The sequence below is a fragment of the Streptomyces sp. NPDC046261 genome (assembly GCF_040646235.1).
Taxonomy (GTDB): Bacteria; Actinomycetota; Actinomycetes; order Streptomycetales; family Streptomycetaceae; genus Streptomyces.
Map to the genome: position 1 here is coordinate 202,804 of NZ_JBEYZU010000007.1, position 22,183 is coordinate 224,986.

The 22,183-nt window shown below is 72.3% G+C and carries 22 protein-coding genes; 8 read left to right on the forward strand and 14 right to left on the reverse strand.

From position 1 onward, the window contains the following. Positions 1-24: 24 nt before the first annotated feature. Both ABZ956_RS16070 and ABZ956_RS16075 read right to left on the reverse strand, forming a co-directional pair. The gene (locus ABZ956_RS16070; protein ID WP_361892968.1) at positions 25-882 is read right to left on the reverse strand and encodes a maleylpyruvate isomerase N-terminal domain-containing protein; all 858 of its coding nucleotides are present in this window, start codon (positions 880-882) and stop codon (positions 25-27) included. A 162-nt stretch (positions 883-1,044) separates the two neighbouring features. Next, positions 1,045-1,653: a hypothetical protein gene (locus ABZ956_RS16075; protein WP_361892970.1), complete on the reverse strand. Its 609-nt coding sequence runs from the start codon at positions 1,651-1,653 to the stop codon at positions 1,045-1,047. A gap of 356 nt (positions 1,654-2,009) precedes the next feature. Between ABZ956_RS16075 and ABZ956_RS16080 the strand changes: the two genes are divergently transcribed. Beyond that, positions 2,010-2,462: a peptidoglycan-binding domain-containing protein gene (locus tag ABZ956_RS16080; protein ID WP_361892973.1), complete on the forward strand. Its 453-nt coding sequence runs from the start codon at positions 2,010-2,012 to the stop codon at positions 2,460-2,462. A gap of 228 nt (positions 2,463-2,690) precedes the next feature. Here ABZ956_RS16080 and ABZ956_RS16085 read toward each other — a convergent pair whose 3' ends face one another. After that, entirely contained in the window at positions 2,691-3,185 is a 495-nt protein-coding gene (locus tag ABZ956_RS16085) for a peptidylprolyl isomerase (RefSeq protein ID WP_361892976.1), read from the reverse strand. A 223-nt stretch (positions 3,186-3,408) separates the two neighbouring features. Between ABZ956_RS16085 and ABZ956_RS16090 the strand changes: the two genes are divergently transcribed. Beyond that, positions 3,409-4,278: a DMT family transporter gene (locus ABZ956_RS16090; RefSeq protein WP_361892979.1), complete on the forward strand. Its 870-nt coding sequence runs from the start codon at positions 3,409-3,411 to the stop codon at positions 4,276-4,278. A 131-nt stretch (positions 4,279-4,409) separates the two neighbouring features. On the opposite strand, the gene ABZ956_RS16095 is transcribed toward ABZ956_RS16090, so the two are convergent. The 3 genes from ABZ956_RS16095 to ABZ956_RS16105 all read right to left on the reverse strand — a co-directional run bounded on the left by ABZ956_RS16095 (position 4,410) and on the right by ABZ956_RS16105 (position 7,661). After that, on the reverse strand, positions 4,410-5,579 hold the full coding sequence (locus tag ABZ956_RS16095) for a hypothetical protein (RefSeq protein ID WP_361892982.1): 1,170 nt from the start codon (positions 5,577-5,579) through the stop codon (positions 4,410-4,412). A gap of 121 nt (positions 5,580-5,700) precedes the next feature. Next, the gene (locus tag ABZ956_RS16100; protein ID WP_361892985.1) at positions 5,701-6,633 is read right to left on the reverse strand and encodes an HNH endonuclease family protein; all 933 of its coding nucleotides are present in this window, start codon (positions 6,631-6,633) and stop codon (positions 5,701-5,703) included. Positions 6,634-6,725: 92 nt separating this feature from the next. Next, positions 6,726-7,661, reverse strand: a complete 936-nt coding sequence (locus ABZ956_RS16105) for a LysR family transcriptional regulator (RefSeq protein ID WP_361892988.1) — start codon at positions 7,659-7,661, stop codon at positions 6,726-6,728. A 92-nt stretch (positions 7,662-7,753) separates the two neighbouring features. Between ABZ956_RS16105 and ABZ956_RS16110 the strand changes: the two genes are divergently transcribed. Then, complete coding sequence (locus tag ABZ956_RS16110; protein ID WP_361892991.1) at positions 7,754-8,635, forward strand: PhzF family phenazine biosynthesis isomerase; 882 nt, start codon at positions 7,754-7,756, stop codon at positions 8,633-8,635. Between the two features lie 52 nt (positions 8,636-8,687). On the opposite strand, the gene ABZ956_RS16115 is transcribed toward ABZ956_RS16110, so the two are convergent. The 6 genes from ABZ956_RS16115 to ABZ956_RS16140 all read right to left on the reverse strand — a co-directional run bounded on the left by ABZ956_RS16115 (position 8,688) and on the right by ABZ956_RS16140 (position 15,045). Further along, the gene (locus tag ABZ956_RS16115) at positions 8,688-9,353 is read right to left on the reverse strand and encodes a response regulator transcription factor (protein ID WP_361892994.1); all 666 of its coding nucleotides are present in this window, start codon (positions 9,351-9,353) and stop codon (positions 8,688-8,690) included. Position 9,354: 1 nt separating this feature from the next. Next, a complete protein-coding gene (locus tag ABZ956_RS16120) occupies positions 9,355-10,530 on the reverse strand; it encodes a sensor histidine kinase (protein WP_361892996.1) in 1,176 nt (391 codons plus the stop codon). Positions 10,531-10,535: 5 nt separating this feature from the next. Continuing rightward, the gene (locus ABZ956_RS16125) at positions 10,536-12,758 is read right to left on the reverse strand and encodes an MMPL family transporter (RefSeq protein ID WP_361892999.1); all 2,223 of its coding nucleotides are present in this window, start codon (positions 12,756-12,758) and stop codon (positions 10,536-10,538) included. Between the two features lie 130 nt (positions 12,759-12,888). Then, positions 12,889-13,167 carry a hypothetical protein gene (locus ABZ956_RS16130; protein ID WP_361893002.1) on the reverse strand — a complete coding sequence of 93 codons (279 nt, stop codon included), beginning with the start codon at positions 13,165-13,167 and terminating at the stop codon, positions 12,889-12,891. Continuing rightward, a complete protein-coding gene (locus ABZ956_RS16135) occupies positions 13,164-13,715 on the reverse strand; it encodes an HNH endonuclease family protein (RefSeq protein WP_361893265.1) in 552 nt (183 codons plus the stop codon). The genes ABZ956_RS16130 and ABZ956_RS16135 overlap by 4 nt, the downstream gene beginning before the upstream one ends. Positions 13,716-14,151: 436 nt before the next feature. Next, on the reverse strand, positions 14,152-15,045 hold the full coding sequence (locus ABZ956_RS16140) for an NAD(P)-binding domain-containing protein (RefSeq protein WP_361893005.1): 894 nt from the start codon (positions 15,043-15,045) through the stop codon (positions 14,152-14,154). Positions 15,046-15,848: 803 nt separating this feature from the next. On the opposite strand from ABZ956_RS16140, the gene ABZ956_RS16145 reads away from it, so the two are divergent. From ABZ956_RS16145 to ABZ956_RS16165, 5 genes are all read left to right on the forward strand, one after another. Next, positions 15,849-17,111 (forward strand): cytochrome P450, encoded by a 1,263-nt coding sequence (locus ABZ956_RS16145; RefSeq protein WP_361893007.1) that lies wholly within the window; start codon positions 15,849-15,851, stop codon positions 17,109-17,111. Positions 17,112-17,206: 95 nt separating this feature from the next. Beyond that, on the forward strand, positions 17,207-17,764 hold the full coding sequence (locus tag ABZ956_RS16150; RefSeq protein WP_361893011.1) for a hypothetical protein: 558 nt from the start codon (positions 17,207-17,209) through the stop codon (positions 17,762-17,764). Between the two features lie 68 nt (positions 17,765-17,832). Beyond that, the gene (locus ABZ956_RS16155) at positions 17,833-18,324 is read left to right on the forward strand and encodes a hypothetical protein (RefSeq protein ID WP_361893013.1); all 492 of its coding nucleotides are present in this window, start codon (positions 17,833-17,835) and stop codon (positions 18,322-18,324) included. A 131-nt stretch (positions 18,325-18,455) separates the two neighbouring features. After that, positions 18,456-18,611, forward strand: a complete 156-nt coding sequence (locus ABZ956_RS16160) for a DUF6131 family protein (RefSeq protein WP_361893267.1) — start codon at positions 18,456-18,458, stop codon at positions 18,609-18,611. Between the two features lie 276 nt (positions 18,612-18,887). Continuing rightward, a complete protein-coding gene (locus ABZ956_RS16165; RefSeq protein ID WP_361893016.1) occupies positions 18,888-19,259 on the forward strand; it encodes a MazG-like family protein in 372 nt (123 codons plus the stop codon). 63 nt (positions 19,260-19,322) lie between these two features. Here the strand turns inward: ABZ956_RS16165 and ABZ956_RS16170 are convergent, their stop codons facing one another. Both ABZ956_RS16170 and ABZ956_RS16175 read right to left on the reverse strand, forming a co-directional pair. After that, positions 19,323-20,522 carry a saccharopine dehydrogenase NADP-binding domain-containing protein gene (locus tag ABZ956_RS16170; RefSeq protein WP_361893018.1) on the reverse strand — a complete coding sequence of 400 codons (1,200 nt, stop codon included), beginning with the start codon at positions 20,520-20,522 and terminating at the stop codon, positions 19,323-19,325. Positions 20,523-20,670: 148 nt separating this feature from the next. After that, a complete protein-coding gene (locus ABZ956_RS16175; RefSeq protein WP_361893021.1) occupies positions 20,671-22,011 on the reverse strand; it encodes a CAP domain-containing protein in 1,341 nt (446 codons plus the stop codon). Positions 22,012-22,183 lie beyond the last annotated feature (172 nt).

The following is a 22,183-nucleotide window of genomic DNA, read 5'->3' on the forward strand; positions in this document are numbered from 1 at the left end:
CCCCGGTCGGCGTGCCGGCCGGGGTCAGGGGCTGACGATGAGCCGGCCGAGGCTCGGGGCCCGCCAGGGTTTGCGGCCTCCGGCCCGCATCCGGCCGCGCGCGATCGCCTGCCAGATGGGCATGCGCCGGAAACTGATCAGCAGGAACTCCGTCGGCGCCGCCGTGATCCGGCAGTCGTAGCTCCGCGGGGGCGCGTCGCGGACCACCGTCGCCTGCCCGTCTCTGATGTCGATCGCCAGCCGTGGACCGCCCTCGATCGCGAGGTCGAACGACACGCTGACCCCGCGCGCCTTCGTCGCGTCCAGGGCGAGCGGCATCATCGTCGGCATCGACTGGCCGAGCACCAGCCGCGCCTCGTCCGGGCCGATCGTCCAGGGCAGCCGGGCGCCGCGCGCGATGTCGAGGCCGTGGAGGAGGCTTTCGCTGAGCATGAGCCCGGTCGCCGCCGCCAGCGTCAGGACCATCCGCTGCCCGTACCAGGGGGTCGCGACGGGAGTCTGCGGGGCGAGGCCCTCGGTGACCCGCAGAAACGTCTCGCCATGGTCGGCGATGAAGTCGCCGAGGCGGGTGCGCTCGTCCTCGCCGAAGAGCCCGAGCGCCTTGGCGTTCACGGCGGTGATCCGCTCGGTCAACGGGCCGTCGTCCGGCGGCAGGACGCTGCCCCAGTCGTCGAACTCCCCGGTGAAGGCGGAACAGTACGCCAGGTAGGCGGCACAGACGTGCGCGCCGACGTCCCCCACCGTCCATACCGGTACGCCGGAGGGCGCGCCCAGGTCGGGAACGCCGCGCATCAGGTGGGCCAGGCGCGGAACCACGGCACGCAGCGCGGCCCGGGTCCTGTCGTGCTCGGCAAGGGGATCGTGGCGGCCCACGGCGCCCATGGCGCACTCCTCTGACGGCGAATGAGCCCGCAGGCTACCGCCGGGAGTCCGCGGGCGGTAGAGGCCGGGCACCGCGAGGTGCCCTCGCCCCCGGGCTTCGTGGGGGACAGCACGGACGGGCTGCCCGGCCGGCCCGGGTGACGAGGGGTACGGCTCAGCCGGTCACTCGAGGGTCCACTTCAGGGGCGCCTTGTAGTAGCCGCGGGAGTAGGTGATGGCGGTGACCTTCTGCTTCTCCGGCACGATGAAGGGCATGCAGGCGGTGTGCTCCTCGTCCTTCTGCCATGTCGCGTCGGTGTCCAGGTCACGGCAGTCGGCGGGCCTGCCGGGCATGTCGCCGATGAGGATCAGCTGGGTGCCCCGCTGGTTCCCCTCGGACAGCACCCCGACGTTGGTCGACACCATGGGGCCCTTCATCGGCATGTCGCCGCCGACCAGCTTGGCGTTCACGTACGCCCAGGCGACCGTCATCCCCTGGTACTTCTGCGCGTCCAGCTCGGTGAGGTCGGACGGCTTGCCCATGACGACGCGCTGCGGCGTGATGGTGAACTTGCCGGTCTTCCCGTAGCGCCCGATCTCCATCGGCTCAGGGCTGGGCTGGCCTATCTTGAGCGGCTTGTCGGCCTCGGCCGAGGCCTTGGCCTTGCTCTTCTTCTCGCCCGCGCCGCTGCCGGCGGAGGAGTTGCAGGCCGTCAGGGCGAGTGCCACGGCTACGGTTCCGACGGCGAGCGCGGAGCGCCGCCACGTGCCGGCCTTCGTGTGAGTCAGCAAGATATCCCCGTTGATCGGTGGTGCTTTCCGGCCGTCGGGTCCGGAAACAGCCAGGGAGTCTACGCAGGGGCGTCCTCCTGACTGTTCGCCGGGGTGGCCAGTGGTTGTTCCGGCGGGGTTCGCCGGCCGTCGGTGGGGGGTGCCCGCGCGGGATACCGCGGAGGTTGTACATCCCTTGCCGCTACCGCGGTCGATGGAGACGGATGCCGACTCCTGGTCGGGCGAATGTCAACTCACGGGTTGACGAAGGTGGATACGCCGGCGGATAGCTTCTGTGCCTACCGGACAGGCGTCGGCGGGCACCATCACCGCCGGCCGGGCCGGGTGTCGCCCTACGACCCGAAAGAGGAACCGAAATGCGACCGAATGCTGTGACGAGAACGCTCGTCAGTGTCACCGCCGTCGTCGGGATCGCCGCCGGCGGCCTGGCGGGGGCGGGTGCCGCCTTCGCGGAGTCCGCGCCGGCCGCGAAGCCGGCCGCGAGCTCCGAGGTCCTCGCCCCGCTCGCGGTGAACAACCTCGGCCTCAACGCCACGCAGGCCAAGAAGCTCCAGCGCGTGCTGAAGCAGTACTGGGGCTACAACGGCGCGATAGACGGAAAGCTGGGCACCGACAGCTGGAAGGCGATGCAGCGCTTCCTCAAGAAGCACTGGGGCTACAACGACTCGATCGACGGCAAAGTCGGCCCCAACACGGTGAAGGCGTTGCAGCGCTGGCTGAAGAGCAACTGGGGCTACAACGGCGCCATCGACGGAGACGCCGGAGCGGGGACACGGGCCGCGTTCGCGCGGTATGCCAATTCCCTCTAGGTCCCTCTAGTTCCCTCGGGCGGCTGCTCCCGAGAGGTGGGCGGTCACCCCGTGAGCCGTGGGTGGCGTCCCCACGCGCTCGGCGGGGGCCAGGGCGGTACGGCTTGCGGCCGGCCGCCCTGTCGCACGTAAGCGGACGGACGTGCCGGCGCGGCCGGCCCGAGGCGGCGGCTGTCGGTCAGCCGCCGCCTCGTCGGGCCGGCCCGCCGGGCCGGTGGCTCAGGCCTCTCAGCCCTCGATCACACCGGACTTCGCGATCTTGATCTTGGCCGAGGTGGCGCCGCTGCGCGAGCCCAGGCCCTCGATCTTCTTCACGACGTCCATGCCCTCGACGACCTCGCCGAAGACGACGTGCTTGCCGTCCAGCCAGTCGGTGACGATGGTGGTGATGAAGAACTGCGAGCCGTTGGTGTTGCGGCCCGCGTTGGCCATGGAGAGCAGGCCCGGCTTGGTGTGCTTCAGCTCGAAGTTCTCGTCCGCGAACTTCTCGCCGTAGATGCTCTTGCCGCCGGTGCCGTCGCCCCGGGTGAAGTCGCCGCCCTGCAGCATGAAGTCGGGGATGACCCGGTGGAAGCCGGAGCCCTCGTAGCCGAAGCCGTGCTGGCCGGTGGCGAGCTCACGGAAGTTCTGGGCGGTCTTGGGAACCACGTCGTCGAACAGCTTGAAGACGATCCGACCGGCGGGCTCGTCGTTGATGGTGATGTCGAAGAACACATTCTGCATGGGGACAGCCTGACATTCCCGACCCCTCGAGTGCACACAGGCCCCCCGAGTTTCGCTCTCGGCCCCTCCTGGGGACCGCGCGTCCGGCGCACTGTCACTCCCTGTGCCCACCCCAGCCGATCGTGTGATCACCGCGCGCACACGGTGGTGCGCTTCCGGCACCGGCGCCCGCTCTGCCACCGTTGCTGCCGCGACCCAACACTCCGAACGGAGGAGCCGCACCGTGGCAGCCCTGCTCTCCGCGCTGTTCGCCCTGCTGGCGGCCGTGGGCAACGCCACGGGCACGGTCCTCCAGCGACTGGCCGCGCGCACCGTCCCCCCGGGCGACGCCTTCAGCGTCCGCATCATCCGGCACCTGATCCGTAATCCGGCGTGGCTCGGCGGCATCGCCGTCGTCGTCGGCGCGGCGGCCTGCCAGGCCCTTGCCCTGACCCTGGGGTCCCTGTCGCTGGTACAGCCGATTCTCGTGACCGAGCTGCCCTTCACTCTCCTGATCGCGTCCGCGGTGTCCCGGCGCCGGCTGCCCGCGGTCGGCTGGGCGGCGTCCGTCATGGTCGCCGCCGGGCTCGGCATGGCGCTGGCGGCGGCCTCGCCGGCCGGGGGACACACCGACGTCTCCCCCGGCATGTGGGCCCTGACCCTGCTCACCACCGGCGGCGCCATGGCCCTGTGCGTGGCCGCCGCCCTGCCGCGGCCCAGGGGAAAGGCGCGCGCCGCCTTCTTCAGCTCCGCCTCCGCGATCGGCTACGCCCTGACCGCCACCCTGATGAAGTCCGCCACCACCACCTTCGACGAGCACGGCGGCGGCGCCTTCCTCGCCTCCTGGCAGACCTACGGTTTCGTGGCGACCGGCGCGTGCTCGCTGTTCCTGCTCGCGAACGCCATGGAGTCCGGCCCGCTCATCGCCTCCCAGCCGGCCCTCACCCTGGGCGAGGGCCTGGTCAGCCTGGCGCTCGGCATCCTGGTCTACGGGGAGCGGGTGCGCGCCGGGTGGTGGCTGGTTCCCGAGACGATCGGAGCGGTGCTGGTCACCTGGGGCGTGCTGATCCTCCCCCGGGTCGACACGGAGCGGCAGGAGCACGCCGTGCCCTGAGCCCGGCCACCGCCGCGGCATGCGGCGCCTCCGCGCGGACCGGGCTGTCGGAGTCGGCCGGCGCCGGGTCGGCGGGGAGTGCCGCCGAGCCGGCGCCGTGTGACACCCCGGGTGCTCATGCCGCCTGCCCGCTATCGCGGTGGCGTGCTGCGGCCGTCTGCCGCGGGCGGCACGTGGTCGGCCCAGGCGCCGGCGGGCAGGCCGCCGATCCAGTCGGCGAGTGCTGCCGGGTCGTCGGCGACGACCAGTGTCCGGTGGAAGTGGGAGGGCAGGCAGGGTTCCGTGGGTGAGGGCCTCTCGACCTCGACGCGTACCGCGTCGTCCGCCGGCAGGTGCGCGCCGAGGCTCAGGGGCAGCTCGGCGGCGACGCGCACGGCCGTGGGTGTCGGCGGCCGGCCGCCCAGTGCGGCGGTGGCGAGCGCCTGGTACGGGTCGATGCCGGTGACCGCCCGGCTCAGGTGTGCCATGCCGCCGAACCTGCCGTTGACCTCCAGCACCCGCAGCTCTCCCGCCTCGACCGCCATGTCGATCTGCCACGCCCCGCACGGTGCGAGCAGGTCGGTGACGTCCGTGACGAACGCGTCGAGGTCGTGCCGGACGGTGGTGGGCAGCGCGGCCGGCATCAGCCGGGTGCGCCACCCCGGCATGCACCGCGCGTCCAGGGGGCCGAAGGAGGCGATGGGCCACCGCAGCGTGCTCCCCCTGTCGGTGAGCAGCTCGACGCCGAATTCCTCGCCCCGGCAGACGCGCTGCGCCACTACGGGGAAGACCATGCCGTCCGCCGTGCCGAGGTCGTCGGGGCCGTCGAGGTACCAGCGCCCCTCCCACGGCACCGATCGGCCGGTCTTGACCATCACCGGTGGTCCGAGCTGTCGCAGTGCCGCCGCCAGTTCCGTCCTGTCCTCGCAGACGATGCCCTCGGGCACCGGCCAGCCGCGGTCGAGAGCCAGCCGGTGGAAGAGGACCTTGTCGGACACCGCTTCCGCGAAGGCGGGCGGATGTACGTGCACGCGCCGGCCGCCGGCGGCCACCAGCTGTGCGGCTGTGGCCAGGGTGTGCAGGAGCTGTTCCTGTTGGAGCGGGTACAGGCTCGGCACCACCACCTGCGCGCCGACGTGCGCCCACAGGGCGAGGACATCGTCGACGCCCGCGTCCGCCGCGAGGTACCGGTAGCGGACCCCCGGGCCCAGTCCGGCACGGACGTCGACGGGGCCGCACAGCCAGATCCGCTCGGCGTCGTGGCGCCTGAGGGCGGTGACGAGCCGGTCGGCGCGGTAGTGCCCCATGATCGCGACGTCCATCCGTATCCGTGTTCCCGGGGGCACGGTCGCTCCCCACGGTTCGGCCGCCGGATTCGCCGCAACGGAGCAGGCTGCCGAGGAGCTGGTCACGGGGCACGGCGTGTGACCGCGCTCCGGCCGGCTAGCCGGTCGCCGTGTCGGGGCAGTGGTCGAGCGCCTTGTACAGCGCGGCACGTTCGGCCTCCGTCACCGACAGCCGGTAGTAGTCCTTCACCGCGACCCAGGCGCGTGCGTAGGTGCACTCCGAACCCTTCGGCATCCACCTTTCGGGGCCCTTGTCACCCTTGGCGCGGTTGGTCCACGTCGACACGACGATCAGCTCGGGAGTCGCCAGCAGGTCGTTGGCGAACTCCCGGCGCTTCTGGAACGACCACCGGTTGGCCCCGGACCCCCACGCGTTCCGCAGCGGCACGAGGTGGTCGACGTCGAGGCGCAGCGGGTCGGCCATGGTCCGCCCTTTGTACTCATACTCACTGCGCCACTCGCCGCCGACGACGCGGCACGGGCCGTCGTGCTTCACCGGCGTGCGGGAGGCTTCCCGCAGGGCGATCTGCCGGGTGGTGCATCTGTTGGGGCCGTGCAGCAGCCAGCAGGACTTGCCGACGAAGTGCTTGTGGTCGTAGCCCTTGTCGTCGAAGGCCCGGACCGGCAGGCCGTCCAGCATGCGCTCGGCCTCGTCCTGGTCCGGGATGCCCCGGGGCCATGTGCTGGGGAGGGCATTGCGGCTCGTTGCGGCCCCGGAGGGTCCGCTGCCGGGAACTGTCCTGCCTGCGTCGGCACCGGGCGCCGGCTTGTGGGGCGCGTCCTTGGAGCCTCTGGGGGGAGTGCTGTTCGGGGAGGTCTTCGGTAGCCCGTAGGGGTCCCCCTCCTCCGCCGGCGGGCCCTCGCAGGCGGTCTCGTCGTAGTCCACCGGCGCCATGGCGGTACGGGTGTCGCTGCCCTGTCCGGGCGGCCGTACCGCCGCGGACGCGGCACCGGGCAGGGCCGCCAGCAGTACGGCGGCGGATATCGCGGAGACGAGGGGGGTGGTTTTCGGCTCCCGGATACGGCGCATGGTCTCTCCTCCGGTGTTCGACCGACTCGGCCGGCATGGCCGACACTCCGAGTGCACCGCAATCAGGGACACATGCCCCTAACTGTCGTTTTTCACCCCTTTGGGCCTGAGGGGCCGGGCCGCGGGACGCTGTCGCGGACGCCGTGGAAATGCCGTACGAGCTCGGCCACGACCGCCTGCGCCGCGGGAGAGGTCCAGCGCCTGCGGTGGCGCGCCAGTTGTACGGGCACGTCGGGGATCGGCGGTCCCGGCACCACGGCGAGGCGGCCTTCGCGCAGGGCGTGCTCGACGGTGGCGCGTGGCAGGAGGGTGAGGCCGAGGCCGGCCGCCACGCAGGAGCGGGCGGCTTCGATGCTGCCGAAGCGGGTCAGCCGGGGCCGTACGCCCGGGGTCGACAGGAGGTGGCGGGCGAGCCGGTCGCTGTAGGAGCAGCCCTGCTCGTGGAGGAAGAACGCTTCCTGTGCGAGCTCCTCCCAGGCGACCGGATCCGCCCTCCGGTGGGCGAAGGGGTGTTCGGGGGCGCAGAGGAGCACCAGCGGCTCGTCGGCGAGGTGTTCGGTGGCGATGTCGGGGTAGGGGACGTCCTCCTCCAGCATCAGCGCGATGTCGATCCGGCCCGTGCGCAGGCCCTCCGCCGCCTCGGCGGTTCCCACGGGGGACAGGTCGACCTCGAGGTCGGGGTGGCGCCCGCGCAGGGCGGCGATGACGCCGGGCAACCGCGCCGAGCACAGCGTCTCGCCCGCGCCGATGACGACCCGTCCCACGGGCGGCCCGTCGGCGGCGGCCGCCGCGCGCAGCCGTGACTCGGCGTCCAGCATGCTGTCGGCCTCCACGAGCAGCCGCCTGCCCACCTCGGTGACCGCCACGCCCCGGGGCAGCCGGTCGAAGAGCCGGGTGCCCAGCTCCTTCTCCAGGGCCTGGACCTGTGCGGTGACCGTGGACTGGGCGAGGTGCAGTCGCGTGGCCGCCGTGGTGAAGCTGCCGGTTCCGGCCACGGTGGTGAAGGTGCGCAGCAGTCGGGTGTCCATGGGGCGATCGTACGGCGCCATCGGGGCTACCGATGGGTCTCATCGAAATCCATCGCTTGTGCTGATGCCTTGCCTGACGGAGAGTAAGCCCCATGACTACTGAGACCGAGACCGTCGCCGTCCGTTCCGTCGAGATCCTGCGCTATGCCGCCTTCACCTCCGACCCGGCGGGTGGGAACCCGGCGGGCGTCGTCCTCGACGCCGCGGGTCTCGACGAGGCGGGGATGCTCGCCGTGGCCGCCGGGGTGGGCTACTCCGAGACCGCGTTCATCACCGGCGGCGAGGAGGCCGCGCGCCGTTTCCGGCTGCGTTTCTTCAGCCCTCTGGCCGAGGTCGCGTTCTGCGGTCACGCCACGGTCGCGACCGCGGTGGCCCTCGCCGAGCGCCTCGGGCCCGGCGAGGTGGTCTTCGACACGGCCGTGGGTGACATCCGGGTGGCGACGGTCGCCGACGGGCAGGGCGCGGTCCGGGCGACCCTCACCAGTGCGCCCACCCGCTCCCGCCCGGCCGGGGACGCCGAACTGGACGCGGCGCTCGCCGCCTTGCGCTGGACGCGCGAGGACCTGGACCCGGCGCTGCCGCCGCACGTCGCCTTCGGCGGCAACGAACACCTCGTCCTGGCCGCCGGCTCCCGGGCACGACTGGCCGATCTGGCCTACGACTTCGACGCCCTGGCCGACGTCATGCGGTCGCACGGCTGGACCACCGTGCAGCTGGTGTGGCGGGAGAGCGAGCTGCTCTTCCACGCGCGCGACCCGTTCCCGGTGGGCGGCGTCGTGGAGGACCCCGCGACGGGCGCGGCAGCCGCGGCGCTGGGCGGCTATCTGCGGGCGACCGGAGAGGTCCGTCAGGAGGCGGTCATCCGCATTCGCCAGGGCGAGGACATGGGCCGTCCCAGCGATCTGCTCGTGGCCGTGGACCCCGCCGACGCGCGCGTACGCGTCTCCGGGCAGGCGGTACGCATCGGCGGGTGAGCCCGGCGTCATGCGGGGGACGGGCGGTGGCGTGCGCGGCGCGCCACCCGTCTCAGGAGAGCGGGCCCTGCCCGGGGCGGGTCAGCAAGCCGCGTTCGAGGGCGACGACCACCGCGTGCGTACGGTCGCTGACGTCGAGCTTGGCGAAGACCCGCAGCAGGTGCGTCTTGACCGTCGCCTCCCCGATGACGAGCCGCCTGCCGATGTCGGCGTTGGACAGTCCGTCGGCGACCGCGTTCAGCACATCCACCTCGCGTGCGGTCAGCGCCACCGGGGCGGGCCGCCGCATGCGGGCGACGAGCCGCTCCGCGACCCGGGGGGCCAGGACCGTCTGGCCCCGGGCCGCGGAGCGGATGGCGTCGACGAGCTGGTCGCGCGTGGTGTCCTTGAGCAGATAGCCGATGGCGCCCGCCTCGACCGCCCGCTCGATCTCGGCGTCGGTGTCGTACGTCGTCAGGATCAGCACCCGGGTACCGGTCCCGCCCGCGATGATCTCGGCGGTGGCGGCCACTCCGTCCAGGACGGGCATCCGCAGATCGACCAGGGCCACGTCGGGCCGCAGCCGCTGGGCGAGTTCGACACCCGCGCGGCCGTCGCCGGCCTCGCCGACCACGTCGATGGCGGGCTCCGCGGCCAGCAGGGCCACCACGCCGGCGCGCATGACCGTATGGTCGTCCACCACGATGATGCGGAGCCTGTCCCGCGTCACGTCCGCCATGTCACACCTGACCGTTCGTGGGGATCTCGGCGAGCACGCGGGTGCCCTCGCCGACGGAGCTGGTCACGGTGAGCGCGCCGCCGAGTTCGGCCAGGCGCGTGCGCATGCCGTCGAGGCCGAAGCCGTACGACTCCTCGACCACGAAACCGCGGCCGTCATCGGTGATCTCCAGCTCGACGCCGTGCGGGTGCCGTGCCAGGACGACACCCACCGTCGAGGCGGCCGCGTGCCTGCGCACGTTGGCCAGCGACTCCTGGGTGCAGCGCAGGAGGGCGATCCGGGTCCGCTGGTCGCAGTCGATGTCCGGCAGCTCCGCGTCGACGTCCAGCCCGGTGTCCTCGGCGAACCGCTCCAGGGTCCGGCGCAGCGTCCGGGCGACGGAGGCGGGGGCCGCGCCGCCCTGCGGGGCGGAGCCGACGAGGAGGCGTGCCTCGGCGAAGTTCTCGCGCGCCGTCTGCTCGATGGACGCCAGTTGCCGGGCGCACTTCGCCGGCTGCGCCTCCAGGTTCGAACGGGCCGCCTCCGCGAGGATGATGATGGACGCGAAGCCCTGGGCCAGGGTGTCGTGGATCTCCCGTGCGAGCCGTTCGCGCTCCTCCACGGCGCCCTGGCGCCGGTGTGCCTCGGCCAGCCGGCGCTGGGTGTCCGCCAGTTCGGCGCCCAGCCGGCGGGCGCGCTCCTCACCCTGCTGGACGAGCCGGTGCACCAGGAGGCCGAGCAGCACTCCGGCCGCGTAGCCGATGAGCGCGAAGACGGCGTTGCCGCTGAGGAGTTCCCCGTACTGGACGGTGCTGCCGGCGACCGTCCCCGCGGCGGCGACACCGCTGAGGGCGATCGCCGTCCGCGGGCTGCGGGCGAGGATCCAGAACTGCGGGAGCGAGACGATGAACAACGCCGCGCCGCCGCCCGGCAGAGCCGCCATCGCCCCCACGCCGAGGGCCAGGACCCACAGATACGCGACCGGGCGCACCAGCCGGCTGCCGGAGAACGCCTCCACGAGCGCGTAGCCGGCGGCGAGTACGGTCAGCAGTGCCAGCGCCCAGTACTTGGGCGTGCCGGAGTCGTCGCGGCCGCCCAGGACCGAGGGGACCGGACCCAGCAGGACCCAGCACACCGCGTACCACCGGCGCAGTCGTCGTATCCAGGGCTGGTCACCCGTCAGCGGCTGTTGATGCATGCTGGTCAGCCTACGTTTTCCAACGGCCGCTCGGCGGGGGCGGCGTTCTCCTGCGCCCGGCGCATGCCGCGTGAGGGCCACCAGCTGGCGTTGCCGAGGAGCAGCATGGCGGAGGGCAGGATCATGATGCGGATGACCACGGCGTCGAGGAGCACGGCCACCGCCAGGGCGAAGCCCATCTGCTTCATCTCCATGATGTGCAGGAAGACGAAGCTGGTGAACACCGTCACCATGACGAACGCGGCGCTGGTGACGACGCCGGCCGAGCTGCCGATGCCCTCGAGCACGGCCCTGCGGGTCGGTACACCGCGCAGGGCGGCTTCCCGGATCCGGCTGATGACGAACACCTGGTAGTCCATCGACAGGCCGAAGAGGATCACGAAGAGGAACAGCGGTACCCGTGAGCCGATCGAGCCGGTGGAGGTGAAGTCGAGCAGTCCTTCGGCCCATTCGCCCTGGAAGACCAGGGTCAGCAGGCCGAGGGAGGCGACGGCGGAGAGCAGGTTCAAGGCGATGCCGACCAGGCCGAGGATCACGGAGCGGAAGGCCCACACCGTCATGGCGAAGGTGACCAGCAGCAGGGAACCGATGATCAGGGGCAGCTTCCGCTTCTGGTGCTGGGGGTAGTCCGCGTAGCGGGCGACGTCTCCGGTCACGGCGCTCTTCGTGCCCTGCAGCCTGCCGACGGTGGCGGGCAGGTAGTCCTGGCGTACGCGCTCGAGGGACGTCTGTGCGGCGTCGGAGCTCACATAGTGCGGAACGGGCAGTTCCAGCAGGCTGATCCGGCGGTCCGGCGAGGTGTGCAGGTGCGCGGTGCCGGCGAGGTGCGGGTCGCTCTCCGCGCGCCGGGCGAGGTCGCGCAGTGCGCCGGTCACCTCGTCCGCGCGGCCGGGTTCGGCGCGTACGACGACCTGGTGCATGGCTTTCAGCTCCGGGAACGCCGCGTTCAGCCGGTCGAAGGTCCGCATGGCCGGGATGGAGCGCGAGTGGGTCTCGCGGCCCATGTCGGTCAGGTTCAGGCCCAGCAGCGGAGTGGCCAGGGCGAGCATGGCGAGGACCGCGAGGCACAGGGTCGCGGCGGGGTGCCGGCTCGTGGGGCGCAGCATGGCGGCTGTGACGCGGCCGCTGCCGCGCCCCGGCCGCCGGGTGCGCCGTGGGCGTGCCGTTCCACCGGAGCGTGCCGCGCGTTCGGCCTTGCGGTCCGCCCGGCGTTCGGCCGCCGCGCCGAAGGTGGCGAGCAGGGCGGGCAGGACGGTGAGCGAGCTGGCGACGGCGACGAGGGTGACGACGATGGCGCCGGTGGCGATCGAGGAGAAGATGACGTCGTCGGCCAGGTACAGCGTGGCGCTGGAGACGGCGACGGCGAGCCCGGACAGCACGACGGCCCGCCCCGAGGTGGCCGCGGCCAGCTCCACCAGGGCCCGGGCGTCGAGCCGGCCACCGCAGCGGGCGCGTTCCTCCCGTTCCCGCTTGAGGTAGAAGAGGGTGTAGTCGACGCCGACGGCCAGCCCGATGAGCAGGATGACGTTGGTGCCGACGCCCGCGTCCGGGAAGACGTGCGAGGCGAGCATCGACAGGCCGATGGCGGCGGCGATCGAGGAGAGTGCCAGCAGCAGCGGCACGGTGGCCATCGCGGCGGAGCGGAAGACCAGCAGCAGGGTGATGAGGGTGACGGGCAGAGCGATCACCTCGGTGCGGGCGAGGTCGTCACCGCGCTGTTTTTCCACGCCCTTGCTGATGGAGGGGCCGCCGGTCTCCTCGATCCGCAGCCCGGGGTGGGCCTTTTGCGCCGCGTCGGTCTGTGCGCGCAGCGGGCCGACGTGTTTCTTGCCGTCCAGCTCGGGGCCCTTGAGGGTCACGTCGAGGCGGACCGCGCTGCCGTCGGCGGAACGCACGGGCGCGGCCACGGACCGTACGCCGGGCAGTCGGCCCATCCGCTCGGTGACGTCACGGGCGGCGGCCCGGGCCGCGGCCTCGTCCAGGCGGGCCGCGCCGGGCCTGGCGGTGATCAGCACCCGCTCCACGGGCCGTTGCTGCAGGCCCCCTTCGGCCGCCATGGCCTCCGCCCGGCCCGCCTCACCGATGCGGAAGTCGTCGCTGGTGGCCGCGGTGCCGCCGACGGCCACCCCGGCGCCCAGGCACAGGGCGACGAAGAGGAACCAGCCGGCGATCGCGCGCCAGGGATGCCGGGCGCTGTGGCGGGCCATGCGCACAGGAAGATCGTTCATGGTGTTCATGCTGGTCGGCGCGGTGGTGTCGCCGACAGCCCCGGCCGGTTGAACCTCCTGTCCACCGGTCGGTGGACACGAGGTCCGGCGGGGCGGCCCCGGCGCGTCGGGGCCGCCCGGCACGGGAGGTTCAGCCGGGCACCTGCGCGCCCCCGCCGGCCCGGACGGCCTCGAGCACCGCCTGGTGCAGGGATTTCAGTCCGGCGGGTGGTACGGCGCGGGGGCTGCCGGTGAGGGTGTACCACTCCTCCGCGCCGGTGTACTGCACCCGCACGCCGGCCAGCCCGTCCGGGCGCTGTGCGGTGACGACGGTGAGGTCACCGGTGACGACGCCGACCTCGTCGGTCATCGCACCGCCCGGGCCGGCGGTCACCTCGTCCCGGTAATGCTCGAATTGCTCACTGTTCATGGCTTACAGGTACCCAGCATGGTGGTGAGCATCTTCCGCTCGTTCTCGGTGACGGAGAGACCGTAGGTGCTCTTCACCGACGTCCAGGCCCGCCCGTACACGCACCAGGCGGACTTCGCCGGGGGCTGCCACTGGTCCGGTGACTGGTCGCCCTTGCTCCGGTTCGAGGCCGCCGAGACCGTCAGCAGCTGTGGGTGGGCCAGGTCGTTGGCGAACGCCTTGCGCCGGTCGGTGGTCCACTTGTCGGCGCCCGACCGCCACGCGTTGGCCAGGGGCACGATGTGGTCGATGTCGACCTGGGAAGCCGCCGTGAACGTCTTGTCGTCGTAGAAGCTGTGCCACGAGCCGGAGGTCGCCCGGCACTCGGCGTCCCGCTTGACCGACTGGCCGTCCCGCTCCAGGACCGTCTCCCGCGTGTCGCACTTGTTGCCCTGCTGCGCCCAGTGGGGGAAGGCCGCCCGGCTGTAACCGGTCATCGACCGCGGCTCGGCGACCGCCAGCTTGCCCAGCTGCTGCCGTGCCTCACCCGCCGACGGCAGCCCGGGCAGCACCTCGCGCCCGCCGTTCTTCCCGTCTTGCGGCGACGCGGAGCCCGACGGGGTCGAGGAGGTTCGCGGAGTCGACGAAGGGGACGAAGGGGAGGGGGCCGACTGGGCCGACGGGCCCGAGCGGGCCGACGCGGACACGGACACGGACGCGGCCGGCTCCGACCGGCCCGCGTCGCTCTCACCGCACCCACCGAGCGCCACCACGACCGTACCGACCACCGCCACGCATGCGCCGACTCGCCATTGACGCGTCTTCATCCTCACGCCCCCAACCGACTGCCCGAATCGTCCCACTGCAGGCTGCCCACCCCCGGTCGGCCGCCAAACAGCACAGAACACCCGATGCCCGCCATAGGGAGGAAACCGCGCGAAGGGTGGTACGGGCGGGCATGCCGTCGCGCGACGTCCGGCCGCCCTCCGCCGAACCGGCCGGGGCTCACGGCCGGACGTTCTTGCGCATGACCTCGACCAGACGCGCGTAACTGTCGTCGCCGTGCCCGGCCTCGATGGCCCGCGCGCTCAGCTCCCGCAACAGTTCCGGCAGATCGGAGGCCACCCCTCGCAGCTCGCTGGCGTGGATGAGGAGGTCCATCGCCGAACGGTGCAGGTGCAGGGTGAGTTCACCCCCCGGGTACTGCCCGGAGTCGACCTGTGGGGCATAGCTCCTCATGAGCCCGCTGACGGTCTTCAGCCACCGGTCGGCCACCTCGGTGAAGGCCGCCGCCGTCTCGTTCCCGCCGGGGCCGTCGGCACCGACGAGCGCCGCCCCGTGTAACCAGCCGGCCAGCGCGGCCCACATCAGGCCCAGCAGCGCCGTGTCGTACACGGAGGCCAGTGCGGTGTCGGTGCCCAGATGGACCGGCTCGCCCAGCGCGGCGAGCACCTCGCGATGGCCGTCGAAGGCGGGCCGTGAGCCGCTGTAGAGCACCGGGAAGTCCGGGTTCCCTATCCCCGGCGGCGACGTCGTCATGACCGCGCCGTCGAGGTAGTCGGCGCCGTGCCGTCGCGCCCAATCCGCCGCGGCGCGTGCGTGCGGCGGCGAGCCCGGGGTGAGGTTGACGAGGCAGCGGCCCCCGAGCCCGCCGGCGGCAGCCACGGGGTCCAGGACCTCGCGGACGGCCTCGTACGTCCCCATCCGGATCACGACCAGTGGGCTCGCCGCCACGGCCTCCGCGGCCGAGCCCGCCTCCACCGCGCCCCGCCCGGCCAGGGCGTCCGCCCAACCCGGGGTACCGGCCCAGACGGTCGTGCGGTGGCCGGCCGCCAAAAACGCTTCGGCCAATGCCGTACCCACGGGCCCCAGGCCGAGAACGGTCACCTTCGCATTCATGTTTCCCCCGTTTGACAGGACCCCCACGAGAAATTCGGCAACTCCCCCTGAACGGCCCGTGATCCGCACTCCATTCTCCCTGACCGGGGCGGGCATCGGATGATCAATGAGATCGCCCGAGGGGCGTCGTGCCGACCGTCGCCCGACGTCCCTTCCCGGCCGGACGGCGCGGCTCGATTCGGCCTCGCGGGCCGGTGAAAGGCATCGCCGCCGGCCCGGCGCGCACGGGCGGAGCGGGGACGAACGCCCTGGTCGGTGCCGGTTGCCGTGGGGAGTGAGCACCGCGCGCGGCCTTGCCGCGGCCGCCGTGCGGATACCGCCGGCCGTGGCGGACACCGGTCCCCTGGGCAGTGGCCCTCCTTCGATGGCCCCACCGGGCGGAAACACGGAATTCGACGGCATGCGACTGCCTGCCGAAGGACGTATATGCCCCTCAAGGGCCGTCTACCGGCGTGCGTATCTTCCCGAGTACACGTACCGAACGTGTCAGGCGGACGGGCGCGGGGCGCGTCCGTAGCGGATGCGGCAGCCCTTGGCCCTGTGAGGTTCCGTGATTCCCGTGGTGCTCCGGGGGCGGGAATTCCCTGGCTGTCGTGGCCGCCCGCGCCGCGCCCGGCGCCCCGGCTCCCGTCAAGAGGGTCCGGTGAACACAGGGGCGGCGGACCACGTGTCTCACGCAGGAGTGCGAGCCTGAACACAGCGACTGATACGTCGACACCCCCGGAGACCAACTGTTGTGGCATGCGCCACCAAGTCGATCGAAAGCAGGGCCGACGTTGCCGGATTTCCTCAACTCCCCCACCGTGACGGACAACGGGACCAAGGCACAGGGCTGCCCCCTGCTCTCTCCCGAGTCGGTGGCGGCCACGTTCCTCTCCCATGGATCGGCCGATCTGTATCCGATGCTGAAGAGCCTGCGGGACGAGGCACCGGTGTTCTACAGCGAAGATCTGCGCATGTGGATCGTGTCCCGGTACGACGACGTGTCATGGGTTCTCAAGAATTCCGCGCTCTTTCCCGCGTCCACGCGGTCCATCATCATGTCGAGCTATCCCCCGGAAGTCCGTGAGGTGCTCCGGAGCACCAGCACGTTCACGGCGCCCAATATGGGATTCGACGGACCCCCGGCACACGACCGACTGCGCAAGCCGGTCGTGCCGTCCTTCTCCGCCAAAGGCGTCAAGCGGCTGGAGCCCCGGATCGAGGAGATGGCCGACCTGCGGGCCGGTGAGATTCCCTCCGAACCGCCCGTGGATCTCGTCGAGGCGTACGCCCGCCCGCTGGCGAACACCATCGTCATCGAGCTGGCCGGGCTGCCCACCGGGGACTACGACCGCATCCTGCGCTATCACCGGGCGGTCGACGCGTTCTTCTTCGGCCAGCCTCCCGCGCATCTGCAACTCGCCTATGCGAAGGACATCCAGGAGTGGGAGGAGTACCTGACCGACGTCATCCGCATGCGGCGACGCGTGCCCCAGGACGATCTGATCAGCCTTCTCACGCAGAAGGTGTCGAGGGGAGAGGCCGACTACACCGAGGAGGAGCTGATCAGCCTCATCAGCTTCGACATCGTCACCGCCGGCTTCCGCCCCACCAGTTTCGCCCTGGTCAATCTGTGCAAGGAACTGCTGGAAGAGCCGCACCGCTGGCGGGCGCTCCGCGACGAACCCGGCCGCTTCGACGGGGTGTTCAGCGAGACGCTCCGCCGCTCCGGACCCGCCCTGGGCGTGTTCCGGATGACGGCGGCCGAGGTGGAGGTGGGCGGCGTCCCGGTCCCGGCGGGCGCGGTCCTGTGGGTCATGACGGCGTCGGCGAACCGCGACGAGAGGCATTTCCTTCGGCCCGACGCCTTCGACCCGCACCGCCCGCACCTGGCCGGCAGCCTGCACTTCTCCCAAGGGCTGCACTACTGCCTCGGCGCCAACCTCGCCCGGACGGTGACCCGGGCCGGCATCACCGCGCTCATGCGTCACCGGCCGGGCCTGCGCCTGGTCCCGGACCAGGCGCGTGTGTACGAGCCGAGCATCAACGTCGTGGCGCCGGCGAAACTGCTGGTCGCGTGGTGAAGGCCGGGCTCGTACTCGATTCAACCATTCCGCTGAGCGCTGCGGAAGTTTAAGATAAAAGCGGCGTATCCGACATATCGAGGGGGTTCGGTCCGATGTCAACCGGCATTCTTCTGGCGATCATCCTCCCCATCGTGGCGGTGGTTATCGTTATCGGCCTTGCAGCCTTTCTCACCGTGCGCCGCCGCCGGCTACGCGAGCGCTTCGGCCCGGAATACGAGCGGACGGTCGAGGAAAGCGGCGACCGACTGGCGGCCGAGCGCGACCTGAGCGCACGCGAGAAGCGCCATGACTCGCTGGACATCAAGCCGCTGGAAAGCGGTGCCCGGGACCGGTACGTCCGGGAATGGACCAGCGTGCAAAGTGAATTCGTGGACCATCCTGAGGACGCCGTCCAGGACGCGGACCTCCTGGTGACCTCGCTGATGCATGAGCGCGGCTATCCGACCGAGAACTTCGAACAGCGCCTCAAGGACCTCTCGGTCGAGCACGGCCGCACGCTGGAGCACTACCGCAGCGCTCACGAGGTCAACGCACTGAGCATGAGACACGAGGCGACCACCGAGCAGCTGCGGGGCGCCATGGTGCATTACCGCGCCCTTTTCGACGAGCTGCTCTCGAACGGGGGCCAGGCCCGTCACGCCCGGGCGTGACCCGCTCACCGTGCACGACCGGCGGGTGCCGTCCCGCGAGGGGCGGACACGGGACCGACGGAGGAGACATGCGACGCGAAGACATACCCGGAACCGGCGAGAGCGGCCTGTCCACCGAGGACCTGGCCGGGGTCAGCGACCGGGACACGGGCGAAGAGCCGGAAGAGACGGGAGAAGAGACGGAAAGCCGGTCCGACCTGCCCACCTTCCCCGGTGAGGGCACCGGCCCGGCAGGAGAGGCGGAAGCGGCCTCCCCGCCCACGGAGACCGACACCGGGGCGGAGGACGAGGTACCGGAACTCCTGACGCCGGAGGACGAGGAGGGCTTCCGGGAGCGCTGGCAGGACATCCAGGCGCAGTTCGTGGACGATCCACGCGAAGCCGTGCACAAGGCCGACACCCTCGTCGCGGAGGTCATGCAGACGCTGGCCACGACCTTCGCGCGACACAAGGAGGACCTGGAGGGACAGTGGAACCGGGGCGAGGAGGTGGACACCGAAGACCTCCGTGTGGCCCTGCGCCACTACCGGTCGTTCTTCAACCGCCTGCTCACCACGTGAACAACGACGCACGGGCACCGGCCGGCCCACCGGCTTCCCACGAAAAGTGACCGTGCGTGACAGCCAGCCACCCACCGGCCCGGACCGCCACTCCGGGCGCCGGGCCGGACGGCGGAGATCAGGAGGCCATCATGATCACGCTCGGCGTCATCCTGCTCATCATCGGATTCGTGGCGAACATCGGCATCCTGTGGACGCTCGGCATCATCCTCGTCGTCCTCGGAGCCATATTCTTCCTGCTCGGATCGATGGGACACGCGGTATTCGGCCGCAAGCACTATTGGTAAGGCACGCGGCGCGCGTCATCGAGTGAACCACTCCAGAATGGGATAAGTTCCAGCAAAAGCCCCATTCGGAGAGGGAGACGTCATGTCCTCGAAGCGGCGCCGCAAGAAGAAGGCACGTCGAAAGCACGGGGCCAACCACGGCCGACGCCCCCAGTGCTGAACCGGGGCCGGCGCCCGTAACGCTCGCCCGCCCGCTTCCGCCCCGGGCGGCCGCGGGACGCTCCCGCGAGGGTGCAGCCTGGTGGTCGCATCCGGCGTCGGGGAGGGACGGGACACATGACCGCGAGGACCGAGGGCGAGCGGGCGACAACCGATACGAACGCACTCGTACGTGCGATGTCGCAGTGGATCGACGGCTCGCCCGAGAACCGGGCGCGGACACCGGAAGCCCTGTTGTGGGGGCGGGTGGCCAAGGTCGCCGAGGAGTCCGGCGAGGTGATCGCCGCGCTCGTCGGGGCGACCGGCCAGAATCCCCGCAAGGGGGTGTCGGCGACGATGCGCGATGTGGAGCGGGAGCTGCTGGACGTGGCGCTGACCGCCCTGTGCGCCGTCGAGCATCTGCACGCCGCCGACGACGCCCCCACCGATGTGATGGCCCTGCTCGCGGCCCATGCCGAGTCCGTCGCCCGGCGCGCCGGCCTGGCGTGAGATCCGAAGAGAGACCGCCGGCGGCGGTGCCGGTGCCTTCGGTGAAGGATCACCGGCACCGGGTCACGGCGCCGGCATGCTCCGGACGCGGAAGGAGATGCCGGCCGCCCGTAGCCGCTCGACCAGGGCGTCGCCCGTCGCCGTCACCGGTGTGACCTGGCCCGAGGTTTTGGGCAGGTCGTCCAGTGCGAGGCTCAGGGAGGTCTCCGCGAGCATCTTCGCTGTCTCGTCGTAGCCCGGGTCGCCGCCTGTGATCTCGGTGAGCGCCCGGCGGCCGCCGCCCTCGCCGACGAAGCGGAGCCGGAACCAGCTGCGGGCCCGCCGCTCCGCGCTCGGGCCGCGCCCCGAGGCGTAACGGTTCATCAGCCAGGAGCCGACGGCCGGCACCTGCGCCGCCGCCGCGAACGCGCCGATCGCCAAGGGGCCGGCCAGCGCCATGGGGAGCGTCTTCACCGAGGCGTAGTGGCGGTAGCGGAAGTCGGGGCCGTACCGCTCCAGCGCGGCGGCCGAGCGGCGCACGACGACGGGGTCGAGGGTGGGCAGGGGCAGGGCCCAGGTGCCCGTCTCCTTGCTGAACCGGGGCGCGCCCAGCGGTGCCCGGACCCGGCGGCCCGGCGGCGGCTGCTCGAGCGAGCGTCGCTCCCGGGCCGCGGCCAGCGCCTGCGGCTGACGCCGGAGGATGGCCAGGGACGAGGCCAGCGTCCCGCCGGAGACGAGCCCCCACGCCTGGACGAATCCGTCGACCCGCAGAGGCACGCCCTCCGGCAGCTGACGGACCGTGAGGTAGGCGCCCAGGTCGTGCGGCAGCGAGTCGAAGCCGCAGGAATGCACGATCCGCGCGCCGGTCTCCCGGGCCCGCGCGTCGTACCGTGCGAACATCAGGTCCACGAACTCCGGCTCACCGGTGAGGTCCGTGTAGTCGGTGCCGGCTTCCGCGCAGGCGGCGACCAGTTCCTCCCCGTACCACATGTACGGGCCGACGGTGGAGGCGACGACGTGCGTGGACTCGGCGAGCTCCCGCATCGCCGCCGGGTCGGCCGCGTCCGCGGTCACCAGCGCGAGGCCGGCCGCCCGGGCGGGGTCGAGCGCGGCCAGGCGCTCCCGCAGCCGCTCCAGCTTCTCTCTGTTGCGCCCGGCGATGGCCCACCGGCAGCCCTGCGGCGCGTGCGCCAGCAGATACTCGGCGGTGATCTCCCCGACGAACCCCGTCGCTCCGAAGATCACGACGTCGTAAGGCCGGTCCGGCCCGTCCTGCCGGTTCATGGTGCCTCCTTCTTCCTGCCTCGTCCTGGGCCCGGCCCCGGTCCCGTGGGACCGTGCCACCTCGTGTCCGCCCACCCTCTCTCCTCGCCGGCGGTTGTGGCCATGGTGCGGAGCCCGCGGAATCGCCGCGGGGGCGGCGGTTGCACTCTCAACAGGCTCCGCCGAAGAGCTGGGTCCAGTACGTGCCGGCCCGGCCGCCGGGGGCGTAGCCCACGCCCAGGTGGGTGAAGTGGGGGGTGAGGATGTTGGCGCGGTGGCCGGGGCTGTCCATCCAGCCGCGGACGACCTCCGCGGGCGTGCGCTGGCCGCAGGCGATGTTCTCGCCGATCGCGCGGTGCGTGGCGCCGGCGGCCCGGGCCCGGTCCCAGGGCTCGCGTCCTTCGGGGGTGGTGTGGGCGTAGAAGTCGCGGCGGGCCATGTCGTCGCTGTGGGCCCGGGCCGCCGTGGCCAGGCGCGGGTCGGCGGCCAGCGGGGGCAGGGCGGCCGCGGCCCGTTCCGCGTTGGTGAGGGCGAGTACGTCGGCCACGGCCTGCTCCAGGCCGGCCGGTGAGTACGGCCGGACCCACAGCACCGTCCAGTACGTCCGGCCCGTGGCGTCCACCGCGTGGCCGGGTCCGAGGTGGGTGAACGTCGCGTCGGCGAAGGGGCCGTGACGTTCGGGCCCCGTCAGGCAGTAGTCCATGAACTCCGCCGGTGTGCGCGGGCCCGAGACCAGGTGTTCGGTGAGTATGAGGTAGGCGTAGCCGGCCGCGGTGACCCGCTGGAAGAGGGAGGTCCCGGACGGGCTGTCGGCGGACAGCCGGCCGTGGGCCGCCATGTCGGCGGCGTGGGCGCGGGCGGCCGCGGCCAGCCGCGCGTCCACCGTCACCGGGCGCACACCGGCCCGGGACCGCCGGGAGTTGACGAGGTCCAGCAGAGGGTCCTGGCCGCCGGGAGCGGCGGCCGACGCCGGGCCGGGGCCGGCCGGTGCGGAACGGCCGGACGGCGGTAGGGACGGGGGCGGGCCCGCGTCGTCCTCGACGTCGATGCCGAAGTCGCGGGCCACCCCGGCCAGCCCCTCCGCGTACCCCTGCCCCAGCGCCCGCACCTTCCATCCGGTCTCACGCCGGTAGAGCTCGGCGAGCAGCAGCACCGTCTCGGCGGCCGGCCGCAGCGGGGTGAACCGGGCCAGCACCCGGCCGCCGCCGGCGACGGTCATGACCGGGGACGGCAGCGCCGCCAGCGGGGTACGGGCGTCGGCCGGGCTGAGCACCACCGTGACCCGCCGGGCGCCCGGTCGCAGGCGTGCCGGGTCCACGGTGAGGGTGTCGCCGTCCAGCCGGGCGCCGGGCGCGCGGGGCTGGTTGAAGAACACGAAGTCGCCGTCGCCCGACGTCCTGCCGTCCTCGCCGGTGACGATCGCCGACACGTCGAACGGGCCGGGCACCCGTATCGTCAGCGCGCCCGCGGGCAGCGCCCGGTTCCCCCCGGGCACCAGCTCGCTCGTCACCCCGCGTCCTCCCGCCCCTCGCTCCGGCCACTCGCTCCGGCCCTCCTGAACGGGAACGCGCCACGGACGGGGGCAGTTCCGGACGGCCCGGGACGCCTCCGGCGCAGGGGCGCGGCACGTGAGGCAGCGCGGCCTCGGGTCCCTTCCGTCTCTTGCGCAAGGGGGGCGATAC

Coding starts and splice junctions, on each gene's coding strand:
- ABZ956_RS16095 (WP_361892982.1), bottom strand. CDS start 5,579: ATGGACGTCGCGATCATGGGGCACTACCGCGCCGACCGGCTCGTCACC.
- ABZ956_RS16155 (WP_361893013.1), top strand. CDS start 17,833: ATGCGACGCGAAGACATACCCGGAACCGGCGAGAGCGGCCTGTCCACC.
- ABZ956_RS16170 (WP_361893018.1), bottom strand. CDS start 20,522: ATGAACCGGCAGGACGGGCCGGACCGGCCTTACGACGTCGTGATCTTC.
- ABZ956_RS16125 (WP_361892999.1), bottom strand. CDS start 12,758: ATGAACGATCTTCCTGTGCGCATGGCCCGCCACAGCGCCCGGCATCCC.
- ABZ956_RS16070 (WP_361892968.1), bottom strand. CDS start 882: ATGGGCGCCGTGGGCCGCCACGATCCCCTTGCCGAGCACGACAGGACC.
- ABZ956_RS16100 (WP_361892985.1), bottom strand. CDS start 6,633: ATGCGCCGTATCCGGGAGCCGAAAACCACCCCCCTCGTCTCCGCGATA.
- ABZ956_RS16140 (WP_361893005.1), bottom strand. CDS start 15,045: ATGAATGCGAAGGTGACCGTTCTCGGCCTGGGGCCCGTGGGTACGGCA.
- ABZ956_RS16080 (WP_361892973.1), top strand. CDS start 2,010: ATGCGACCGAATGCTGTGACGAGAACGCTCGTCAGTGTCACCGCCGTC.
- ABZ956_RS16160 (WP_361893267.1), top strand. CDS start 18,456: ATGATCACGCTCGGCGTCATCCTGCTCATCATCGGATTCGTGGCGAAC.
- ABZ956_RS16110 (WP_361892991.1), top strand. CDS start 7,754: ATGACTACTGAGACCGAGACCGTCGCCGTCCGTTCCGTCGAGATCCTG.
- ABZ956_RS16115 (WP_361892994.1), bottom strand. CDS start 9,353: ATGGCGGACGTGACGCGGGACAGGCTCCGCATCATCGTGGTGGACGAC.
- ABZ956_RS16150 (WP_361893011.1), top strand. CDS start 17,207: ATGTCAACCGGCATTCTTCTGGCGATCATCCTCCCCATCGTGGCGGTG.
- ABZ956_RS16105 (WP_361892988.1), bottom strand. CDS start 7,661: ATGGACACCCGACTGCTGCGCACCTTCACCACCGTGGCCGGAACCGGC.
- ABZ956_RS16120 (WP_361892996.1), bottom strand. CDS start 10,530: ATGCATCAACAGCCGCTGACGGGTGACCAGCCCTGGATACGACGACTG.
- ABZ956_RS16165 (WP_361893016.1), top strand. CDS start 18,888: ATGACCGCGAGGACCGAGGGCGAGCGGGCGACAACCGATACGAACGCA.
- ABZ956_RS16085 (WP_361892976.1), bottom strand. CDS start 3,185: ATGCAGAATGTGTTCTTCGACATCACCATCAACGACGAGCCCGCCGGT.
- ABZ956_RS16130 (WP_361893002.1), bottom strand. CDS start 13,167: ATGAACAGTGAGCAATTCGAGCATTACCGGGACGAGGTGACCGCCGGC.